This window comes from Chelativorans sp. ZYF759 (genome assembly GCF_012911015.1).
Lineage (GTDB): Bacteria > Pseudomonadota > Alphaproteobacteria > Rhizobiales > Rhizobiaceae > ZYF759.
In genome coordinates this window covers 350844-370387 of record NZ_WVVV01000001.1, presented here as the reverse complement: position 1 = coordinate 370387, position 19544 = coordinate 350844, and the positions used below count along the sequence as shown (strand labels likewise).

14 protein-coding genes are annotated in these 19544 nt (G+C 66.4%); 6 read left to right on the top strand and 8 right to left on the bottom strand.

The window, feature by feature from the left end; translation table 11 throughout:
* Positions 1–322 precede the first annotated feature (322 nt).
* A complete protein-coding gene (locus GRZ55_RS01525; RefSeq protein ID WP_169285111.1) occupies positions 323–1933 on the top strand; it encodes a phosphoenolpyruvate carboxykinase in 1611 nt (536 codons plus the stop codon).
* Between the two features lie 16 nt (positions 1934–1949).
* On the opposite strand, the gene GRZ55_RS01520 is transcribed toward GRZ55_RS01525, so the two are convergent.
* Positions 1950–2435 (bottom strand): DUF2244 domain-containing protein, encoded by a 486-nt coding sequence (locus tag GRZ55_RS01520; protein ID WP_169285110.1) that lies wholly within the window; start codon positions 2433–2435, stop codon positions 1950–1952.
* 21 nt (positions 2436–2456) lie between these two features.
* On the opposite strand from GRZ55_RS01520, the gene nth reads away from it, so the two are divergent.
* The 5 genes from nth (at position 2457) to GRZ55_RS01495 (ending at position 8378) form a co-directional block, all read left to right on the top strand.
* Positions 2457–3203 (top strand): endonuclease III, encoded by a 747-nt coding sequence (gene nth, locus GRZ55_RS01515; RefSeq protein ID WP_169285109.1) that lies wholly within the window; start codon positions 2457–2459, stop codon positions 3201–3203.
* Positions 3204–3264: 61 nt separating this feature from the next.
* Positions 3265–4254 (top strand): MDR family oxidoreductase, encoded by a 990-nt coding sequence (locus GRZ55_RS01510; RefSeq protein ID WP_169285108.1) that lies wholly within the window; start codon positions 3265–3267, stop codon positions 4252–4254.
* A gap of 92 nt (positions 4255–4346) precedes the next feature.
* Positions 4347–6635 (top strand): PAS domain-containing hybrid sensor histidine kinase/response regulator, encoded by a 2289-nt coding sequence (locus GRZ55_RS01505; protein ID WP_246734455.1) that lies wholly within the window; start codon positions 4347–4349, stop codon positions 6633–6635.
* A gap of 56 nt (positions 6636–6691) precedes the next feature.
* Positions 6692–7549: a GNAT family N-acetyltransferase gene (locus tag GRZ55_RS01500; protein WP_368856569.1), complete on the top strand. Its 858-nt coding sequence runs from the start codon at positions 6692–6694 to the stop codon at positions 7547–7549.
* A gap of 217 nt (positions 7550–7766) precedes the next feature.
* Positions 7767–8378, top strand: coding sequence for a L,D-transpeptidase (locus tag GRZ55_RS01495; protein WP_169285105.1), 612 nt, complete (start codon positions 7767–7769; stop codon positions 8376–8378).
* 89 nt (positions 8379–8467) lie between these two features.
* Here GRZ55_RS01495 and GRZ55_RS01490 read toward each other — a convergent pair whose 3' ends face one another.
* From GRZ55_RS01490 to mutS, 7 genes are all read right to left on the bottom strand, one after another.
* On the bottom strand, positions 8468–9037 hold the full coding sequence (locus tag GRZ55_RS01490) for a NifU family protein (RefSeq protein WP_169285104.1): 570 nt from the start codon (positions 9035–9037) through the stop codon (positions 8468–8470).
* 86 nt (positions 9038–9123) lie between these two features.
* Positions 9124–9615, bottom strand: a complete 492-nt coding sequence (locus GRZ55_RS01485; RefSeq protein WP_169285103.1) for a universal stress protein — start codon at positions 9613–9615, stop codon at positions 9124–9126.
* 146 nt (positions 9616–9761) lie between these two features.
* The gene (locus GRZ55_RS01480) at positions 9762–10904 is read right to left on the bottom strand and encodes a diguanylate cyclase (protein WP_169285102.1); all 1143 of its coding nucleotides are present in this window, start codon (positions 10902–10904) and stop codon (positions 9762–9764) included.
* Positions 10905–11092: 188 nt separating this feature from the next.
* Entirely contained in the window at positions 11093–12160 is a 1068-nt protein-coding gene (trpS, locus tag GRZ55_RS01475; RefSeq protein ID WP_169285101.1) for a tryptophan--tRNA ligase, read from the bottom strand.
* Positions 12161–12219: 59 nt separating this feature from the next.
* Positions 12220–13809: a murein biosynthesis integral membrane protein MurJ gene (murJ, locus tag GRZ55_RS01470; RefSeq protein ID WP_169285100.1), complete on the bottom strand. Its 1590-nt coding sequence runs from the start codon at positions 13807–13809 to the stop codon at positions 12220–12222.
* Positions 13806–16586 (bottom strand): [protein-PII] uridylyltransferase, encoded by a 2781-nt coding sequence (locus tag GRZ55_RS01465; RefSeq protein ID WP_169285099.1) that lies wholly within the window; start codon positions 16584–16586, stop codon positions 13806–13808. The genes murJ and GRZ55_RS01465 overlap by 4 nt, the downstream gene beginning before the upstream one ends.
* A gap of 122 nt (positions 16587–16708) precedes the next feature.
* A complete protein-coding gene (mutS, locus tag GRZ55_RS01460; protein ID WP_246734485.1) occupies positions 16709–19411 on the bottom strand; it encodes a DNA mismatch repair protein MutS in 2703 nt (900 codons plus the stop codon).
* Positions 19412–19544: the final 133 nt, after the last annotated feature.

Genomic DNA, 19544 nt, shown 5'->3' with positions numbered 1-19544 from the left:
CGGGGCCTTTTGCCGGACAAATTAGGTACAAAATGTGGCACGCACCCCTCCGGCGCAAGGGGTGCAAGCGCTCTGTCCGCCCGCTGAGTGGCATATGGGGAGCTTCCCGCCGATCACGAGGGGGCGGAAACGAATAAGGCCCCGGCAGGCCAATATAAACGATTGAAACGGGAGAGTATTTCTTTAAATCGATTAATGATTTGATATTGCTGGGCTTTTCTGTTTTGCACCAAGCCATTCCCGCCATGCGGTTGTCGAGGGAGGCAATCCTCGGATGGTTGCGGGTTCGACAAATCAGATCATGTAGACCGGTGGCGACGAAATGAGCGAAATAGGTGTTAGAAATCCCGCCCGGGGCATCGAGACCGTGGGTCTCGCGACGTCCGGGACGGTTCACTACAATCTTGGCGAGGCCGAACTCTACGAACAGGCCATCGCGCGCGGCGAGGCAATGCTGACCGCCGACGGCGCGCTCGTCGCCGAGACCGGCCAGCACACCGGCCGCTCCGCCAAGGACAAGTTCGTGGTGCGCGACGCCACGCGCGAGGACGAGATCTGGTGGGACAACAACAAGCCCATGTCGCCCGCGCATTTCCAGACGCTCTATGATGATTTTATCGCGCATGCGGCGGATCTCGACCTCTTCGTGCAGGATCTAATCGGCGGCGCGGACGAGCGGCTGAAACTGCCCTCGCGCATCATCACGGAATATGCCTGGCATTCGCTCTTCATCCGCAATTTGCTCATCCGGCCCGAGCGCGAGACGCTCGGCTCCTTCGACCCCAGGATGACGATCATCGACCTGCCTTCCTTCCGGGCGGATCCCGAACGCCACGGCTGCCGCACCGAAACGGTTATCGCGGTCGATTTCGAGCGCATGCTGGTCCTGATCGGCGGTACCTCCTATGCGGGCGAAATGAAGAAGTCCGTCTTCACGGCATTGAACTATCTCCTGCCGCCCAAGGGCGTCATGCCCATGCACTGCTCCGCCAATGTCGGCGATGCGGACGACGTGGCGATCTTCTTCGGCCTCTCGGGCACCGGCAAGACCACGCTGTCGGCCGACCCGACCCGCATCCTGCTGGGCGATGACGAGCATGGCTGGGGCGAGGACGGCGTGTTCAATTTCGAGGGCGGCTGCTACGCCAAGACCATCCGCCTCTCCGAGGAAGCCGAGCCGGAGATCTACGCGACCACGAAACGTTTCGGCACTGTGCTGGAAAACGTCATCCTCGACGATCAGCGCCGCCCCGATTTCGACGACGGACGGCTCACCGAGAACACGCGCTGCGCCTATCCGCTGCACTTCATTCCCAATTCGAGCGACACGGGCATCGCGGGCCAGCCCAAAAACATCATCATGCTGACCGCGGACGCCTTCGGCGTCATGCCGCCCATCGCCAGGCTGACCCCGGCCCAGGCCATGTATCACTTCCTGTCGGGGTACACGGCCAAGGTGGCGGGCACGGAAAAGGGAGTGACGGAGCCCGAGGCGACGTTCTCGACCTGTTTCGGCGCGCCCTTCATGCCGCGTCACCCCTCCGTCTACGGCAATCTGCTGCGCGACCTGATCGCCCGCCACGAGGTCGATTGCTGGCTGGTCAACACGGGCTGGACCGGCGGCGCCTACGGGGTGGGCAACCGCATGCCGATCGCCGCCACGCGGGGGCTCCTGTCGGCCGCGCTGGACGGCTCGCTGCGCGAGGTCGAGTTCAGGACCGACCCGCATTTCGGCTTCGCGGTGCCGGTGGCGGTGCCGGGCGTCGAAGTGTCCATCCTGGACCCGCGGGGCACCTGGGCCGATACGGCCGCCTATGACCGCCAGGCCGCAAAGCTGGTCGGCATGTTCATCGACAATTTCGCGAAATTCGAAGAGCACGTGGACCACAACGTGCTGAACGCCGCGCCCCGGATGAACCAGGCGGCCGAGTAGCCGCCGCCCGGGCGGCTCAGCCCGCCTTCGCGGTCGCCAGCGCGCGGCCGAAGGCGGTCGCGAAGCTCTCGCGATCGTCGGGATTGAGGAAGGCGCCGATCGCCACGCGGCGTCCCTCGCCCTCCACTGCCATGTCCGTTATGCCGATCTCCTCGTGCCGGGCCACCGCGAAGCGGGTCCAGAACGGGTTGAACCGGTGTGCTTCCAGCCGTCCGGAGGGGGCGTATTTGCGGATGTCGAGCCGGGTGCGCGAGACCTCAACCTCCTCGCGCACGCGGCCGGAACGGTAGTTCCAGCGGAAGGCGAGATAGATCAGCAGCACGTCGAGGCCGAGAAAGCCGAAGACCGGCCACGCCCCCATGGCCAGAAATGCCGAGCCCAGCGTCAGCCAGGCCATGACGAACACCCCCATGAGGATGTAGAAACCCGTTCGCCCCAGCGAACGGTGCGGCGTCAGGAGAGCCTTGAAAAGCGGCTCGTCGGCGGCTTTCGTCTGGTCCATTGAACGGATTATAGAGACGACATGGAAAAGCCCAAGGGGAAAAAAGCCGCAGTCGGCGGCAAGGGGAAGCGGCTGCCGCGCTCGGCCTACAGCCGCGCGGAAATCGAGGAGATATTCCGGCGATTCGCGGTCCAACGCCCCGAGCCGAAGGGCGAACTCGAGCATGTGAACCCCTTCACGCTGCTGGTCGCCGTCGCGCTGTCGGCCCAGGCGACGGATATCGGCGTCAACCGCGCCACCGGGCCGCTCTTCAGGATCGCCGACACGCCCGACAGGATGCTGGCACTGGGCGAGGAAAGGCTCGGCGAATATATCCGCACCATCGGGCTGTGGCGCAACAAGGCCAAGAACGTGATCGCGCTGTCCCGCGCGATCATCGAGGAGCATGGCGGCGAGGTGCCCGCCGACCGCGATGCCCTGACCCGGCTGCCAGGCGTCGGGCGCAAGACGGCCAACGTCGTCCTCAACATGGCGTTCGGCCAGCCGACCATGGCCGTCGATACGCATATCTTCCGCATCGGCAACAGGCTGAAGCTGGCGCCCGGCAAGACCCCGGACCAGGTCGAGGACATGCTGGTGCGCATCATCCCCGAGCATTACCTGCGCCACGCCCATCACTGGCTGATCCTGCACGGCCGCTATGTGTGCAAGGCGCGCAAACCCGATTGCGCGGCCTGCGTCATCGCCGACATCTGCAAGGCGCCGGAAAAATGGGCCGACGTGCCGGCGCCGCTGGTGCCCATCGAGCCGCTGGAAGCCGCCGGTTGACCGACGCGCACCCGCGCCGCACATTCCCCGTCAAGAAAACCGAGAAACAGGAAACGCCGCCATGACCGACACATTCAGGGCCATCCTCGTCTCCCGCGACGACGACAAGAAACAGTCCGTCGACTTCGTCGACATGCGCGAAGACGAGTTGATGGAGGGCGACGTCACCGTCGCGGTCGAGGCGACCACGGTAAATTACAAGGACGGACTGGCGATCACCGGCATGGCCCCGGTCGTGCGCCGCTGGCCGATGGTGCCGGGGATCGACCTGGCCGGCACGGTCGTCTCCTCCGACCACCCCGACTGGCAGAACGGGGACAGGGTGATCCTCAATGGCTGGGGCGTTGGCGAGACGCATTACGGCGCCTATGCCGGGCGGGCGCGACTCAAGGGAGACTGGCTGGTACGGCTGCCCTCCTCGTTGTCGGCGCGCGACGCCATGGCGGTCGGCACCGCCGGCTACACGGCGATGCTGTGTGTCATGGCGCTGGAACGCCACGGTATCGAGCCGGCACGCGGACCGGTGATCGTGACCGGTGCCGCCGGCGGCGTCGGTTCGGTGGCCATCTCGCTGCTCTCGCGGCTTGGCTACCACGTCATCGCCTCGACCGGCCGGACCGCCGAAGCGGACTATCTGAGGGATCTCGGCGCCGCCGAAATCCTCGACAGGGCCGAGCTTTCGTCGCCTGCCAAGCCGATCGGCAAGGAGCGCTGGGCAGGCGGCGTCGATGCCGTCGGCAGCCACACGCTCGCCAATGTCCTGTCCATGACCTCCTATGGGGGCGCGGTGGCCGCCTGCGGCCTGGCCGGTGGCATGGATCTGCCGACCAGCGTCGCCCCCTTCATCCTGCGCGGCGTCTGCCTGCTGGGCATCGATTCGGTGATGGCGCCGCGCGCGCTTCGCGAGGAAGCCTGGCGCCGGCTCGCGGGCGAACTCGATCACGACAAGCTCGCCACCCTGTCGACCACCATCGGCTTCGAGGACATTCCCGCCGCCGCGCGCGACATCGTCGAGGGAAAGATCCGCGGTCGCGTCGTCGTCGAGATGTGAAGCGCAGGATTGCTCGCATTTTAGCGATCGATCACAATCTTCGCTAAGCCCGGTCCTGCTAGTGTCTGTCCATGAGGATGGAAAAGGCGGGCATGACCGGGACGACCGAAGGGTCTGACAGGCAGAAGGAGCCGACGGCAGGCCGCGCGCGGATCGTGCCGCCGCCGCTCGTTCCCGAATTCACCGCTCCCCGCGGGCATCTGCGCGCCTTTGCGCTGGGGTCGATGGCGATCGGCGCGCTGTCGATCATGGCCAGTGGCCCACCGATCGTCTCCGCGGCGCTCATCCTGGCGGCCTTCGCGGCACTCATGCCGCTCCTGCGGGCCCCTCCGTCGACGGTCCCGGTCACAACGGCTCGGCCGCGACGGCCGGTCCAGCCCGAGAGCCGTGCCGAGGTCCCGGCGGAGCCCGAGCCCCTGCACGACCTCCTCGACGCGCTCGGCGACATCATCGTGCATCGCGACGATGCCGGCCGCATAACCTATGCCAATCGCGTGCTGACGGAACTGCTTGGCAGGCCGGAATCCGAACTGGTCGGTCGTCATCTGTCGGAACTCGGCATCGAAGTCGCCACCCACGCCGAGTCGGCACCGGTCTCGGGCGAATGCCTCAGCGCAATGGACGTCGCCATCCCCGACGGCGCCGGGCGACGATGGTTCGCCTGGACGGAGCTGACGCGGCGCGATTCCCTGACCGGCGAGATCTCCCACCGGGCGATCGCGCGCGACATCACGGCCCGGAAGCAGTCCGAAAGGGAACTGATCGCCGCGCGCAAGCGCGCCGAACAGGCCAGCAAGGCGAAGTCGCGTTTCCTGGCGACCGTCAGCCATGAGATAAGAACGCCGATGAACGGCATTGCAGGCATGGCCAAGCTGCTTGCCGACACGCCCCTGGAAGCCGAGCAGCGCACTTATCTGAGCGCGGTGGAGACCTCCGCCAGCGCCCTCCTGGCGCTCATCGAGGATCTGCTCGACTATTCCAAGATCGAAGCGGGCCGCTTCGAACTCGTGCCGGAAGAGGTGGATCCGCGTGAGCTGGTAGAGCGCTTGGTCGAGCTGATGGCCGCCAAGGCCTATGCCAAGGGCATTTCCATCGGGTGCCACATCGCGCTCGACGTACCGCGACGCATTTCGGTCGACCCCGGCCGGCTGCGCCAGATCCTGCTCAATCTGGTCGGAAACGCGGTCAAGTTCACCGATGAGGGCGGCGTTCTCCTTGCCGTCACCGTGGTCGAGGCATCCGGCAAGACGTCTCTGCGCTTTGCCGTTGCCGACACCGGCCCCGGCCTCGACCCCAGGGTCGAGGCGCGCATCTTCGAGGAATTCGAGCAGGCGGATGCGAGCACGACGCGGCATCACGGCGGCGCGGGTCTCGGCCTCGCCATCTCGCGCCGGATCGCTTTTGCCATGAAGGGCCGCATCGAAGTTGCCTCCCGGCCCGGGGAGGGCGCGATCTTCACCTTTGACATGCCGGTTTCCCGTCCCCGCGGTCAGCACATGGCCTTCGGCAAGGCGCTGATGGGCCAGCGCGTGCTCATCCTGTCGCCCGCGCGCATGGAGACACAGGCGCTCGCCATGACGCTTGGCGACCACGGCGCGGCGGTCTGCGTGGCCGCCTGCCTTGCCGAAGCGCTCTCGCTGACGGACGGCGCCGAGGCGATTGCGCCCTTCGACGCGATACTCGTGGATGGCGGCCAGGCGGCGCGCGATGGCGACGTGCTGTCACAGCTGTGCAAGGGGGGCATCCGGGCCGCGCAGGCGACGATCCTGATCGAGCCGTCCCAAAGGGGCCAGCTGGCGCGGTTCCGCGCCTTCGGCTTTTCCACATTCCTGGCACGACCCGTGAGAAGCGACTCGCTGCTGCGCATCATGCTCACGCCGGACGCGATGGAGGCTCCCGCCGTGCTTGCGACCGAACCCGGCGTGACGGCCGCCGTGCATCAGCTGAGCGTGCTGCTGGCCGAAGACAACGACATCAACGCACTGCTGGTTCGACGGGCCCTGGAGAAATCGGGTCACCGCGTCGAACTCGTCCCCAATGGCCGGGCCGCCGTCGATCGCGTGACCCGGCCCGGCGCGCTGCGCTACGATGTCGTGCTGATGGACCTGCACATGCCCGTGCTGGACGGGCTGGACGCCATCCAGATGATTCGCCGCCACGAAGAGGCCAAGGGCCTGTCGCCCGTGAGCATCGTGGTCCTGACCGCGGACGGCCAGCAATCGACGCATCGCATGGTGGTCGCGCATGGTGCCGACGGTTTCCTGACCAAACCCCTCGATCCGGCAGAGCTGGTCGCCACCGTGGAACGCCACGCCATCGAGCCCCGTCGAAGCACGCAGCCCGCGCTTCCGGCAATTCGTGACAGTCTCGCGACGTCATAGTAGTGTTGCAGCTGGCGCGTATGACCGTGGCATATGGCGCGAAGGGGAGATTCCACGTGCGCGACATTCTCAAGCGATTCCTTCCGCCGGCCGGCCGGCCCTCGGCCTCGGTCGCCATCGTCGGTGATGCGCCCCTCGGGCGGATCGGCTCGCTTGAGGTCAGGCTGGCGCGCGATTCCGCGGAAATCGCCCTTGCTCAGGAACTTCGCTTTCGTGTCTTCTGCGAGGAGATGGGCGCCTGCCGCCAGCGCGCCGCCGAGATGGACGAGCGCGACGCCGACCGTTTCGACGAGGTCTGCGACCATCTGCTGGTCACCGATCTCCATGCGGGCGGCGAGGTTGTCGGTACCTACCGGCTGCTGCGGCAGGAAGCCGCCGGTCAGGCCGGCGGGTTCTATTCCAGCGACGAATTCGAGCTCGAAGGGCTGGTGGCCCGGCACCCAACGATGCGTTTCCTGGAACTCGGGCGATCCTGCGTCCTGCCGCGATACCGCTCCAAGCGGACCATCGAATTGCTGTGGCAGGGCATCTGGGCCTATGTCTGCCGCCACCGCGTCTCCGTCATGACGGGCTGCGCCTCCTTTCCCGGCACGGTCCCGGCGATCCATGCGCAGGCCCTCTCCTTCCTGGCGCATAATTGCCGCCCGCAACCGGAATGGGACGTGCGCGCCGTCGAAAGCCGCTACCAGACCATGGATCTCATGCCTTCCGAGGCGCTCGATACCCGCGCGGCGCTCGCCTCGATGCCGCCGCTCATCAAGGGTTATCTGCGGCTGGGCGCACGGGTGGGGGATGGCTGTGTCATCGATCATGATTTCGGGACGACCGATGTCTTCATCATCCTCCCGGTGAGCGCGATTGCCGAGCGCTACATCAATCATTACGGCGCCGAGGCGCAGCGATTCGCCGCCTGATCCATCGGCTCGCCGCCGCCGCCAAGGTCGCGTGATGACGCAACGGCAGCCCCGGAATGTTGCTCATTTACCATAGAGCATCGGCGAATTGCGCGTGCGAAAGACTTGCTTCGTCTTTCGCCTTGGCAACAATCGAAACCGCAGAATAAGAAAAAATGGCGAAAATCGGGCCGAATCGGGCCCGATCCGTGCAAATCAGGGGGCACCGACTTTGAGAATGGGTTTGAGATCAATTGCCATTGGCCTGGCCGCCATTCTGTCGATGGCCCTGGCGGGCTGCACGACGAGCGGCACCGGCACCATCATGTCGACGAATTATGCCGCCGTTACCGACGCTGGCTACCAGCTGCCGGCGGTCTCGCTGCAGCAGCTGCCGAGCCAGTTCCGCCGCCAGATCGTCGACTACGAGACGCGCGAGCGTCCCGGCACGATCGTCATCGATACATCGGCGAAGTTTCTCTACCTTGTGCAGGAAGACGGCAAGGCGATGCGCTACGGCATCGGCGTCGGGCGTGAGGGTTTCGAGTGGAAGGGAACCAACCGCGTTTCGCGCAAGGCGGAGTGGCCGGGCTGGACCCCGCCCCCGGCCATGCGCGCCCGCGAGCGCGCCAAGGGCAACATCCTGCCCGCTCACATGGAAGGCGGACCGGCGAACCCGCTCGGCGCGCGCGCGCTCTATATCGGTTCCACGATCTACCGGATCCACGGCACGCCCGAGGTGCATTCGATCGGCCAGGCCATGTCTTCGGGCTGCATCCGGCTGATCAATCAGGATATCATCGACCTCTACAACCGCGTCGACGTCGGCGCGCGGGTGGTCGTGATGTAGGTGAACCGTCCAGGCAACACGGACGTTCGAACCAAAAAAACCGGGCCAACAGGCCCGGTTTTTTCGTTCAGGCTGCAAGCAGCCTGCGGTCAGACCATCTGCTCGACCTGCTGCACTTCCGGTACGAAGTGGCGCAGGAGGTTCTGGATGCCGTGCTTCAGCGTGGCGGTCGATGACGGGCAGCCCGCGCAGGCACCCTTCATGTGCAAAAAGACGGTGCCGTTCTCATAACCGCGGAAGGTGATGTCGCCACCATCCTGGGCGACCGCCGGGCGGACCCGGGTGTCGAGCAGTTCCTTGATGGTGAGCACGATCTCCTCGTCCTCCTTGTCGTAGAACTCTTCGCCCAGCGCATCGGCTTCGCGCGTGTCGTGGCCGGCCAGGATCGGCTGGCCGGACATGAAATGCTCCATGATCGCGCCGAGGATCGCCGGCTTCAGGTGCTGCCAATCCGGGCCGTCCTTGGTGACGGTGACGAAATCGTAGCCGAAGAAGACCCCGGTCACGCCGGGAACCTCGAACAGGCGTCCGGCGAGCGGCGAGGCCGCGGCCGCGCCTTCGGCATCACGGAAATCGGCGGTCCCGTCCTCCAGCACCACCTTGCCGGGAAGAAACTTGAGGGTCGCCGGGTTCGGCGTCGCCTCTGTCTGGATGAACATGTCCGTAACTCCGCTTCGTTCTTTGGAACAATTCTAAAATAGACCCGGAGCGGCGGCTTTTCAAGCGGCCGCGCGGGCCTATTGCCTCACGTGAGGCTTTCGATGTCCTCGTCGCTGACCGAATGCGGCACGACGGTCACCGGGATGGGGAAGGCCGCGCCCTTGCCGGCGATCGACGAGACCAGCGGGCCCGGCCCTTCCTTGGCGTTGCCGGCGGCCAGCACCAGGATGGCGATGTCCTGGTCTTCCTCGATCAGCTTGTGGATCTCGTCCGCCGGCTTGCCCTCGCGGGCGACCAGTTCGGGCTCGATGCCGACATCCTCGCGGATACGGGCCGCGTGGGTGTTGAGGGCCGATGTCGCCGTGGCATGCGCCTCCTCGCGCATGATCTGCTCGACCCCCAGCCAGTGCTGATGCTCGTCCGGCTCGATCACGAAGAGGAGGATGACCCCGCCAGAAGTGGATTTCGCGCGCCGCGATGCATAGGCGATGGCCCGTTCGCATTCGGGCGTCTCGTCGACGACCGCCAGAAACTTGCGGCGATGACCGGCTTCCCGGCTCAATCGTCTGGATACCAATGCTCTCTCCTGGATCGAACCGGCTCGCCGCCGGCGGCACAATCTGCCACTGCCGGGGGCAAGGGGCAAGCGACAAGGGTAGCCTCGGAGGATCGAAGCAGTCGCAATGCCGTCGTCGTGGCACCTTCGCCTGCTGCAACCCCTTGCTACGCCGAGAGGGCCAGGGCGGCAGGTGCCTGACGGAGCCGTTTGGCCTTGAACATCATGTCGTCGGCGCGGTCGAGGCCGTCGACGAGCCGCACTCTGCCCGGCCGCCATTCGGTGAGCCCGATGCTGGCGGAGAGGGCAATCTGGTGCCCGTTCCACGTGAGCGGCGTCCGGTTGATCCGACGCGCCAGCCTGTCCGCCAATTGCTGGGCCTCGGCGCCTCCCAGGCGGGGCAGAAGCACGCAGAACTCGTCGCCGCCGATCCGGGCGGCGAACTGGTCGTCCTCGAGGAAGTCGTGGATGGTGTTGGCCACATGCGCCAGCGCCGCGTCGCCGGCGGCGTGGCCATAGCCGTCATTGATCGACTTGAACCTGTCCATGTCGATCATCATCAGCACGACCGGGGCGCCGGAGCGCTGGGACCTTCTTTCAAGCTTCAGCATCCTTTCGCGCAGGCCGCGCCGGTTGGCCAATCCGGTTAACTCGTCGGTCTTCGCCAGGGCGACGAGGCTGGCGCGATACCGGTCCGCAGCCATCAGCAGGAAGCCGATGTTCCAGACGCTTCCGCCGACAATGGCGCACAGGAGGAACAAGGCCGCGAAGCCGTAATAGGTCTCGTCGCCGAGCGCCCCGGTGAGACGCATAAGGTTGCTCGCTCCCTCGCCGGTCTGGCCGATGACCACCACGAGTGCCGCCGCCGTTGCCACACCGACCCCGGCCGAGAGCGACCCGCCCCGCAACAGGGTCGCGATCGCCAGCAAGACCGGCACCGACTGGCTGACAGCGGCAATGAGATTGACGGCTTCCTGGCTGGTACCGAGGCCGAGGAGCGCGGCCATGGTGGCGGCCATGATGGCGAGGACATGCAAGCCCCGGAAGGAATTGCCGTAGAAGACGCGCAGGCCCTGCCAGATCATCGCAAAACTGCCCGCCACCAGCGTCAGGCCGAAGAACGCGAGGATGGGGTGCCCGTCGCCCAGGAAGAGCAGCGGTCCGCTGGCGCAGGTCATCAGCAGGGCCGCGAGCCAGTGGCGAGCGGCCGTCAGCGAATGGTAGGTCAGGGCAATCACCGCCCAGACGAGCGCAAAGCTTGCCGAATTGATGAGGATGATCACGTAAAGGGTGATGAAATCGAGCGGCATCGGCATTCCGGCACAATGAGGATCGGCCGTCCCACCGGGAGGCGGCCGCACGTGCTCCAGTAGCAAGCCTATGCCATCAGGAAATTAACAGAATCGGGGGCATTTTAGGCTTCGGCCGGGCAGGCGAGAGGCGATCCGATGTCGTTTCGCTTCGCCGCGCCTGTTTCCCAAGGCGCGCCCGGCCTTTCCTAACCCGCCAGAAACCCGACGATCTCGCGAACCTGCTTCATCGTCGCCTCCGCCAGCGCGCCGGCTCTTTCGCCGCCGTCCCGCAGGACCTGGTCGACATAGGCGCGGTCCTCGGAGATGCGGCGCATCTCGGCGGAGACCGGCGCGAGCTTTTCGACCGCGAGATCGGCGAGTGCCGGCTTGAAGACCGAGAATTGCTGGCCGCCGAATTCGGCGATCACCTGCTCGGAAGTCAGATCGGCGAGCGCGGCATAGATGCCGACCAGATTGGCGGCTTCCGGGCGCGCCTTCAGTCCGTCCATCTCGGAGGGCAACGGCTCCGGATCGGTCTTGGCCTTGCGGATCTTCTTGGCGATGGCGTCGCCGTCGTCGGTGAGATTGATGCGCGACAGGTCGGAAGGGTCGGATTTCGACATCTTCTTGGTGCCGTCGCGCAGGCTCATGACGCGCGTCGCAGGCCCCTCGATCAGCGGCTCGGTGAGCGGGAAGAAGCCGTTGACGGTCTCCTCGCCCATCTGGATCGGCTCGCCCACGCCCAGCGTCTCGATTCGGGACGCGAAATCGTGGTTGAACTTGGCGGCGATGTCGCGGGTCAGCTCCAGATGCTGCTTCTGGTCCTCGCCGACCGGCACATGGGTGGCGCGATAGACCAGGATGTCGGCGGCCATCAGGCTCGGATAGGCAAGCAGGCCGAGCGAGGCGTTCTCGCGGTCCTTGCCGGCCTTGTCCTTGAACTGCGTCATGCGGTTCATCCAGCCGATGCGGGCCACGCAGTTGAAGATCCAGGCAAGCTCGGCATGCTGCGGCACGCGGCTCTGGTTGAAGACGATGTGTTTTGCCGGGTCGATGCCGGAGGCAAGGAAGGCGGCCGTGATCGAGCGTGTCTGCTCGGCAAGGTCTTCATGCACAAGCTGCGCGGTGATCGAATGCAGGTCGACGACGCAGTAGATGCATTCATGGCTTTCCTGCAGGGCCACGAACTTGCGCAGCGCCCCCAGATAGTTGCCGAGATGCAGATTGCCGGTGGGCTGGACGCCCGAGAAGACGAGAGGCTTTATGGAGGACATCGGGAGACCCGTTGGCTTGTGGAGGGCGGGGGTTAGCGCAGGCTGATAGCGTCCGGCGCCTATTCGTTCAAGGTGGGTGCTATGGGCTTCGACTTGCGCAGGCTCCGCCTCAGGGTCGCAAGATCCGCGCCGCCCAGTGCAAAGGCCAGCGCGAAATAAACCATCGCACCGCCCACGCAGAGGGCCAGCAGTGCGGTCGCCTGCGCAAGAAGCCCGGAATCGGGCTGGATCCAGGGCGACAGCCATGCCAGCGCCAGCCAGAGCGCCGCGCCCATGAGAAGGGCAGCCGCCACCAGGCGCGGCAACCGGCGCGTGATGACGGCATCCCACCGCCAGTGGCCGCGACGCGCCAGCGTGCCGAAGAGAAGGGCGACATTGATCCAGGCGGCCACCACCGACGCCACGGCGATGCCGGGCGCACCCAGCCGCGGCAGGAGGAAGAGGGCCAGCGTGATGTTGGTGCCGGCCGATACGCCGGCAAAGATCATGGGCGTCCGCGTGTCCTCGCGCGCGAAGAAGCCGGGCCTCAGCGCCTGGATGAGCACGAAGGCCGGCAATCCCAGCCCGAATATGGCAAGGATCGCTGCCACGGTCGGCGTCGCGTTCATGGCCGCGAACTGCCCGCGCTCGTAAAGCACGCGAATGATCGGCTCGGCGATGACGAGCAGCGCGACCGCCGCCGGCAGGGTGAGGAAGAGGGCGAATTCGACCGACCGGTTCTGCAGGTTGGACGCCTCGTCGTCGTCGCCTGCCTTGAGTGCGCGGGCGAGTTCGGGCAACAGCACGATCGCCACCGCGATGCCGACCACGCCGAGCGGCAGCTGGTAGACGCGATCGGCCATGGCCAGCGAGGACACGGCGGCCGCCTCCATCGAGGCGATGGCCGTGCCCACCAGCGTGTTGATCTGGGTGATGCCCCCCGTGACGGCCGCCGGCAGCGCCAGCCATAGCAGGCGTTTCACGTTCGGCGTCAGTTTCGGCACCCGCAGACCGATACGCATGCCGGCGTGACGCACGGCAAGCCAGAGAATGCCGAGCTGGGTCAGGCCGGAGGCGAGCACCCCCCAGGCCAGCGCATAGCCCACTTCCCGCCCGTCATGGCCTTGCCGCCAGGCATAAAGGAGCACGCCCACCAGAATGATGTTGAGGAAGATCGGCGCGATGGCGGCCGCGAAAAACCGCCGGAGCGAATTCAGCATGCCGGCCATCATCGCCGCCAGCGACATGCACATCAGATAGGGGAACATGATCAGGGCGAGGCCGACGGTGAGCTCGAACTTCTCCGGGTCGGCACGAAAGCCTGGCGCTATGATCGTCGAGACCAGAAGCGGCATCGAGAGCTGCATCAGCACGGTCAGCACGATCAGGATGGAGAAAAGGACGCCGAAGACCTCTTCCGAAAAGCGTCGTGCACCCTCCATCCCGTTGGCTTCGACCTCCTTGGCGAAAAGAGGCACGAAGGCCGCGTTGAAGGCGCCCTCCGCGAAGATCCTGCGGAACGTGTTGGGGAACTGGAATGCCGCGTAGAAGGCGTCGGCGACCGGTCCGGTGCCGAGTGCCGCCGCCATCATCATCTCGCGCACGAAACCGAGAAGGCGGCTCAACAACGTGCCCGAACCGACCGTGGCGAATTTGCCGACGAGGCTCATTCGGCGGCCTTGCGGGTGAGGGACGCGCCTCCGTCCAGAACGCCGACCAGGCGATCGCGGATCGCAAGGAGACGCGCCGGGTTCTCGAGCTTCTGGCCGGTCAGGTCGGTGACGTAGAACGTGTCGATGACCTTTTCGCCAAAGGTGGTGATGTGCGCCGAGGTGATGTCCAGCGACAGGTCGGAGATCGCCCCGGTGATTTCCGACAGCAGTCCGGTCCGGTCCAGACCTTCCAGCTCGATCACCGAGAAGCGGTTCGACAGCGTGTTGCGGATCTCCACCCGTGGCTCCACGCGGAAGGCCTTGGCCGCCCGCCTTGGCTTGGTGCGCTTGGCGAGAAGCTCCGGCAGGCGGCTCTTGCCCGACAGCATGTCCTCGATCAGCGCGCCGACGCGGCGGCCCCTGCGTTCCTCGTCCTCGTCGCGGTCGAACTCGCGGCCGATGAGGATGGTGTCGAGGGCCCGGCCATCGGCTGTCGTGAAGATCTGCGCGTCGACGATGTTGGCACCGGCCGCCGCACAGGCGCCGGCAATCACGGAGAGCAGGCGCGGGTGGTCGGGCGAAAGCACCGTGATCTCGGTCACGCCTTCGAAGACATGGGTCTTGATCATCGTCGCCAGCCGCCGGCCATCCGCATCGACCTGGCGGATGAAATCGGCATGCCGGCGCTGGTCCGCCAGATCGACCGTCAGCAGGTAGTTGTCGTAATGCAGCCCGACGACACGGTCGCGCTCGGCTTCCGGCCAGTCTTCCAGCGCGGCGGCGAGTTCCTGCCGGGACAGGGCCGCGCGCCGCGAGCGCGACACTTCGGAAAAGCCGCCGGTCAAGAGCAGCTCGGTCTCGTAATAGAGCGTGCGCAGAAGCTGGCCTTTCCAGCCGTTCCACACGCCAGGGCCGACGCCCCGGATGTCGCACACGGTGAGCACCAGAAGCAGCTTCAGCCGCTCGACGGACTGCACGATCTCGGCGAAATCCTCGATCGTCTTGCGGTCGTTGAGGTCCCGCGTCTGCGCCGTCATCGACATGGTCAGGTGCTGCTCGACGAGCCAGGCGATCGTCTCGGTCTCCGCCGCGCTGAAGCCCATATGCGGGCAGAGGCGGCGGGCGATGCGCGCACCGGCGACCGAGTGGTCCTCCGGCCTGCCCTTGGCGATGTCGTGCAGAAGCACGGCCACGTAGAGCACCTCGCGATGCGCTTTCAGGCTCGGGATGAGGGAGTGGGCGAGCGGATGCGGCTCGGCGGCGTTGCCCTGTTCGATCTGCGACAGGACCCCGATGCAGCGCAGGAGATGCTCGTCGACCGTGTAGTGGTGGTACATGGAGAACTGCATCATCGCCACGATCCGGTTGAAGTCGGGGATGAGCTTGCCGAGCACGCCGGCCCCGTTCATGCGGCGCAGGTTCAGCTCCGGATTGCGGTCGGAGGTCAGGATGTCGAGGAAAAGGCGGTTGGCTTCCTCGTTGCGGCGCAGGTCGCGGTCGATCAGCTTCAGCGACCGCGTGACGAGCTTCAGCACTTCGGGATGGTATTCCAGCCCGTGCCGGTCGGCCAGCCAGAACAGCCTGAGCAGATTGACCGGATCGCGCGCGAAGACCTCTTCGTCGATGGCATTGATGCGGTGGTTGTCGGTCACGAAATCGCCCGAACCGGCGATCTTGCGGCGTCGCCGCGAGAAGGAGAGGAAGATGCGGTTGAAGCCGGGAACGTCCTTGGCCTGCTCTTCCTCCAGGGCGGCGCAGAAGATGCGGGTGAGGTCCCCCACCGTCTTGGCGGTGAGGAAATAGTGTTTCATGAACCGTTCGACGGCCGAGAGGCCGGGATGGCGCGTATAGCCGAGACGCTCCGCGATCTCGCGCTGGATGTCGAAATGCAGCCGTTCCTCGGGGCGGCCGGTGAGGAAATGCATGTGGCAGCGCACGGCCCAGAGGAAGTCCTCCGCCTTGCGGAACTGCAGATATTCGCGCCGCGTGAAGACCCCCTTGTCGACCAGTTCCTCGCCGCTGCGCACCCGGTAGTGATATTTGCCGATCCAGAACAGGGTGTGGAGGTCGCGCAGGCCGCCTTTGCCGTCCTTCACATTGGGTTCGACCAGATAGCGGCTTTCGCCCGACTTGGCGTGGCGCTCGTCGCGCTCGGTGAGTTTGGCCTGCACATATTCGGCCGCCGTGTCGCGCACGACCTTCTGGTCGAAGCGCTCGACCAGTTCCTCGAACAGCGCCTTGTCGCCCCAGATGAAGCGGGCTTCCAGGATCGATGTGCGGATGGTCATGTCGCTGCGCGACAGGCGCACGCATTCGTCGATGTTGCGGGTCGCGTGGCCGACCTTCAGGCCGAGGTCCCAGAGCATGTAGAGCATGTATTCGATGACCTGCTCGCCCCAGGGCGTCTGCTTGTAGGGGAGAACGAACAGAAGATCGATGTCGGAGCCGGGCGCCAGCGTGCCGCGCCCGTAGCCGCCGACGGCCACCACCGCCATGCGCTCGGAGGAGGAGGGGTTCGTCGAAGGATAGATATGGGTGACGACGAAGTCGTAGAGCGCCCGGATCAGCTCGTCCATGTGGTGGGACAGCCTGACCGCGCAGGCGGTGCCGCCGCCATCCTCCATCAGCAGCGCCTCGGCGCGCCGGTGGCCCTGCGCGAGTTCTTCCTTGAAGCGCTTGAGAGCGGCCGTCCGCAATGTGTCGAGCGACGTCGACTTTTTGGCAAGCGCCGACAATCCGCCGCGCAGGGCGTCGGCGTCGATCATCTCGTCGAGCTTGAGCGGAATCCTGGCCATGTCCTGCCGGTGCACGATTTCGGCGCGGTCTATAGCGCGATTTGCCGGCCCTGCCTACGGGGCCGTGATGGGACGAGGACGGACAGCCGGTCCGGCGCGGCCGGGTCCCCGGTTGGCACGTGTCACTTGCCCGCCAGGGCCTTGAGCCGGTAGAGCGCCTCCAGCGCATCGCGCGGGGTCATCTCGTCGGGCAGGATGGCGGCCAGCGCCTCGGCCACGGCGTCGCGGCGGGCGGGCGGAGGCGTCTCCCGGCGGGCGGCGGCCGAGAAGAGCGGCAGGTCGTCGACGATGCGGGCCGACTTGCCGCTTGCCTCGCCTTCCTCCAGCATGTGCAGAACCTCGCGGGCCCGCTCCACGACCGCCTCGGGAAGGCCGGCGAGCCGCGCCACCTGCACGCCATAGGAACGGTCCGCGGCGCCGCGCGCGACCTCGTGCAGGAAGATCACGTCCCCTTCCCATTCCTTCACCCGCATGGTGACGTTGGACAGCCGCGAGAGCCGCTCGGCAAGCGCGGTCATTTCGTGGAAATGGGTCGCAAACAGCGTGCGGCAGCGGTTTGCCTCATGCAGATGCTCGAGCGCCGCCCAGGCGATGGACAGGCCGTCATATGTCGCGGTGCCGCGGCCGATCTCGTCGAGAATGACCAGCGAGCGCTCGCTGGCCTGATTGAGGATGACCGCTGTCTCCACCATCTCGACCATGAAGGTCGAGCGGCCACGGGCGAGATCGTCGGAGGCGCCGACACGCGAGAAGAGGCGGTCGACTACGCCGATCCGGGCGGCACGCGCCGGCACGAAGGAGCCCGCCTGGGCGAGAATCGCGATCAGCGCGTTCTGGCGCAGGAAGGTCGACTTGCCGCCCATGTTCGGGCCGGTCAGAAGCCAGATCGCGCCGTGGGCGGCGGAATCCGGCGGCGAGAGGTCGCAATCATTGGCCACGAACGGGTCGCCGAGCTGGCGCCGGAGCGCCTCCTCGACGACGGGATGCCGGCCGGCCTCGACCTGGAAGGCCAGGCTGTCGTCGACGACGGGCCGCGACCAGTCGTGCGCCCCGGCAAGCGTGGCGAGCGCGGCCGACACGTCGAGGATGGCCAGCGCCCGGGCGCCGGCGCGAATGGCCTCGGCCTCGCCGACGGCCTCCTCGACCAGCGCGGCGAATATGCGCTGCTCGATGGCCAGCGCGCGGTCGGCGGCGCTGGCGATCTTCGATTCCAGCTCCGCCAGCTCGGTGGTGGTGAAACGCATGGCGTTGGCCATGGACTGGCGGTGGATGAAGCGCGACTTCGCCTCGTCGCTGCCGGTCATGATCTCGCGGTGGTTGGCGGTGACCTCGATATAGTAGCCGAGCACGTTGTTGTGGCGGATCTTGAGCGAGCGGATACCGGTCTCTTCCGCCAGCGCGCGCTCCATCTCCGCGATCACGCGGCGCGCCTGGTCGCGCAGTGCGCGTGCCTCGTCCAGCGCGCCGTCATGGCCCGTCCGCACGAAGCCGCCGTCGCGCGCGAGCAGCGGCAATTCGTCGGCAAGCGCCAGCGACAGGTGGTCGGAGAGCTGCGCGGGCAGCGCGGCAAGCGTGGCGCGCGCATTCTCGAGTTCGGCCGGCAGTTCGGCGCCGGCGAGCAGGCCCGCGATCTCGCGGCCCTGGGCCAGCCCTGTCCGGAGCGCCCCGAGATCGCGTGGGCCGCCGCGCCGGAGCGCCAGACGCGACAGCGCCCGCACCATGTCCGGCACGGCCTTGAGCGCCTCGCGCAGTCTCTCGCGCAGGTGCCGGTCCTCGCAGAACAGCGAAACCGAATCGAGCCGTGCGGCGATGGCTGGCGGATCGGTCAGCGGCGAGGTCAGCCGCTCCCCCAGAAGCCGGGCCCCCGGTCCGGTCACGGTCCGGTCCACACAGGAAAAGAGCGAGCCCTCGCGCGATCCCGAAAGTGTCCGCATGATCTCGAGATTCGCGCGGGTCGCGGCGTCGATGAACAGGCTCTTGCCGGCATCCTCCAGCGCCGGGCGCTGCAGGGGAGGTCGCTGGTCCTTCTGGGTCTTCTCCACATAGGCCACCGCGCCTGCGATGGCCGACAGCTGCGGACGCGAGAAGGTTCCGAAACCGTCGACGGTCGCCACATCGAAAAACCGCGCGATCCGGCTCTCGGCGGAAGCCGAATCGAACAGCGCGGCCGGCTGCGGGCTGGCGATCCGCCCCAGCGCGTCCATGACCGGGCGCAGGTCGGGGTCCTGGAAGGCCGTCTCGGGAAGGATCAGCTCGCGCGGGTCGACGCGCAATATGTCGGAGACCATGCGCTCGGGCACGGTCTCCGCGACGAAGAAGGCGCCCGTCGAGATATCGATCCAGGCCAGCGCATACTGCGCTTCGCCGGCCTGGCGCGCGCGGCCCAATGCCATGAGGTAGTTGGTCTCGGCAGGCGAAAGCAGCTTGTCTTCGGTGATGGTGCCGGGCGTGACGAGCCGCACGACGTCGCGTTTGACCACCGATTTGGAGCCGCGCTTCTTCGCCTCGGCCGGGTCCTCCACCTGTTCACAGACCGCCACCCGGTGGCCGAGCGCGATCAGCCTCTGGAGATAGTCGTCGGCTGCATGCACGGGAACGCCGCACATCGGAATGTCCTGGCCCTGGTGCTTGCCGCGCTTGGTGAGCGCGATGCCCAGGGCGCGGCTGGCGACTTCCGCGTCGTGGAAGAACAGTTCGTAAAAATCCCCCATCCGGTAGAACAGCAGCGAATCGGGATTGACCGCCTTGATCTCGATGAACTGCTCCATCATCGGCGTCGCGCCCTCGGCCGAGGGCAGCGCTGGCGCGCCGTCGCCCGCTTGCATGGCCCGGCTGTCGCTGATGGGTGTTTCGCGGTTCATGGTCGAGACGGGAATCCTTTGCAGTTTCTTGCAAACCGGCTTGGCGTTTTACGACGGCCAAGTGTAGCCTTATCCGCATTCGGCGCGCAAAACTCCA

Bases quoted from the DNA above. Each gene is read 5' to 3' on its own strand.
- GRZ55_RS01490 (WP_169285104.1), bottom strand. From the start codon at position 9,037: ATGTTCATCCAGACAGAGGCGACGCCGAACCCGGCGACCCTCAAGTTT.
- GRZ55_RS01480 (WP_169285102.1), bottom strand. From the start codon at position 10,904: ATGCCGCTCGATTTCATCACCCTTTACGTGATCATCCTCATCAATTCG.
- GRZ55_RS01510 (WP_169285108.1), top strand. From the start codon at position 3,265: ATGACCGACACATTCAGGGCCATCCTCGTCTCCCGCGACGACGACAAG.
- mutS (WP_246734485.1), bottom strand. From the start codon at position 19,411: ATGCAAGCGGGCGACGGCGCGCCAGCGCTGCCCTCGGCCGAGGGCGCG.
- murJ (WP_169285100.1), bottom strand. From the start codon at position 13,809: ATGAGCCTCGTCGGCAAATTCGCCACGGTCGGTTCGGGCACGTTGTTG.
- GRZ55_RS01495 (WP_169285105.1), top strand. From the start codon at position 7,767: ATGGGTTTGAGATCAATTGCCATTGGCCTGGCCGCCATTCTGTCGATG.
- GRZ55_RS01465 (WP_169285099.1), bottom strand. From the start codon at position 16,586: ATGGCCAGGATTCCGCTCAAGCTCGACGAGATGATCGACGCCGACGCC.
- trpS (WP_169285101.1), bottom strand. From the start codon at position 12,160: ATGTCCTCCATAAAGCCTCTCGTCTTCTCGGGCGTCCAGCCCACCGGC.
- GRZ55_RS01505 (WP_246734455.1), top strand. From the start codon at position 4,347: ATGACCGGGACGACCGAAGGGTCTGACAGGCAGAAGGAGCCGACGGCA.
- GRZ55_RS01520 (WP_169285110.1), bottom strand. From the start codon at position 2,435: ATGGACCAGACGAAAGCCGCCGACGAGCCGCTTTTCAAGGCTCTCCTG.
- nth (WP_169285109.1), top strand. From the start codon at position 2,457: ATGGAAAAGCCCAAGGGGAAAAAAGCCGCAGTCGGCGGCAAGGGGAAG.
- GRZ55_RS01525 (WP_169285111.1), top strand. From the start codon at position 323: ATGAGCGAAATAGGTGTTAGAAATCCCGCCCGGGGCATCGAGACCGTG.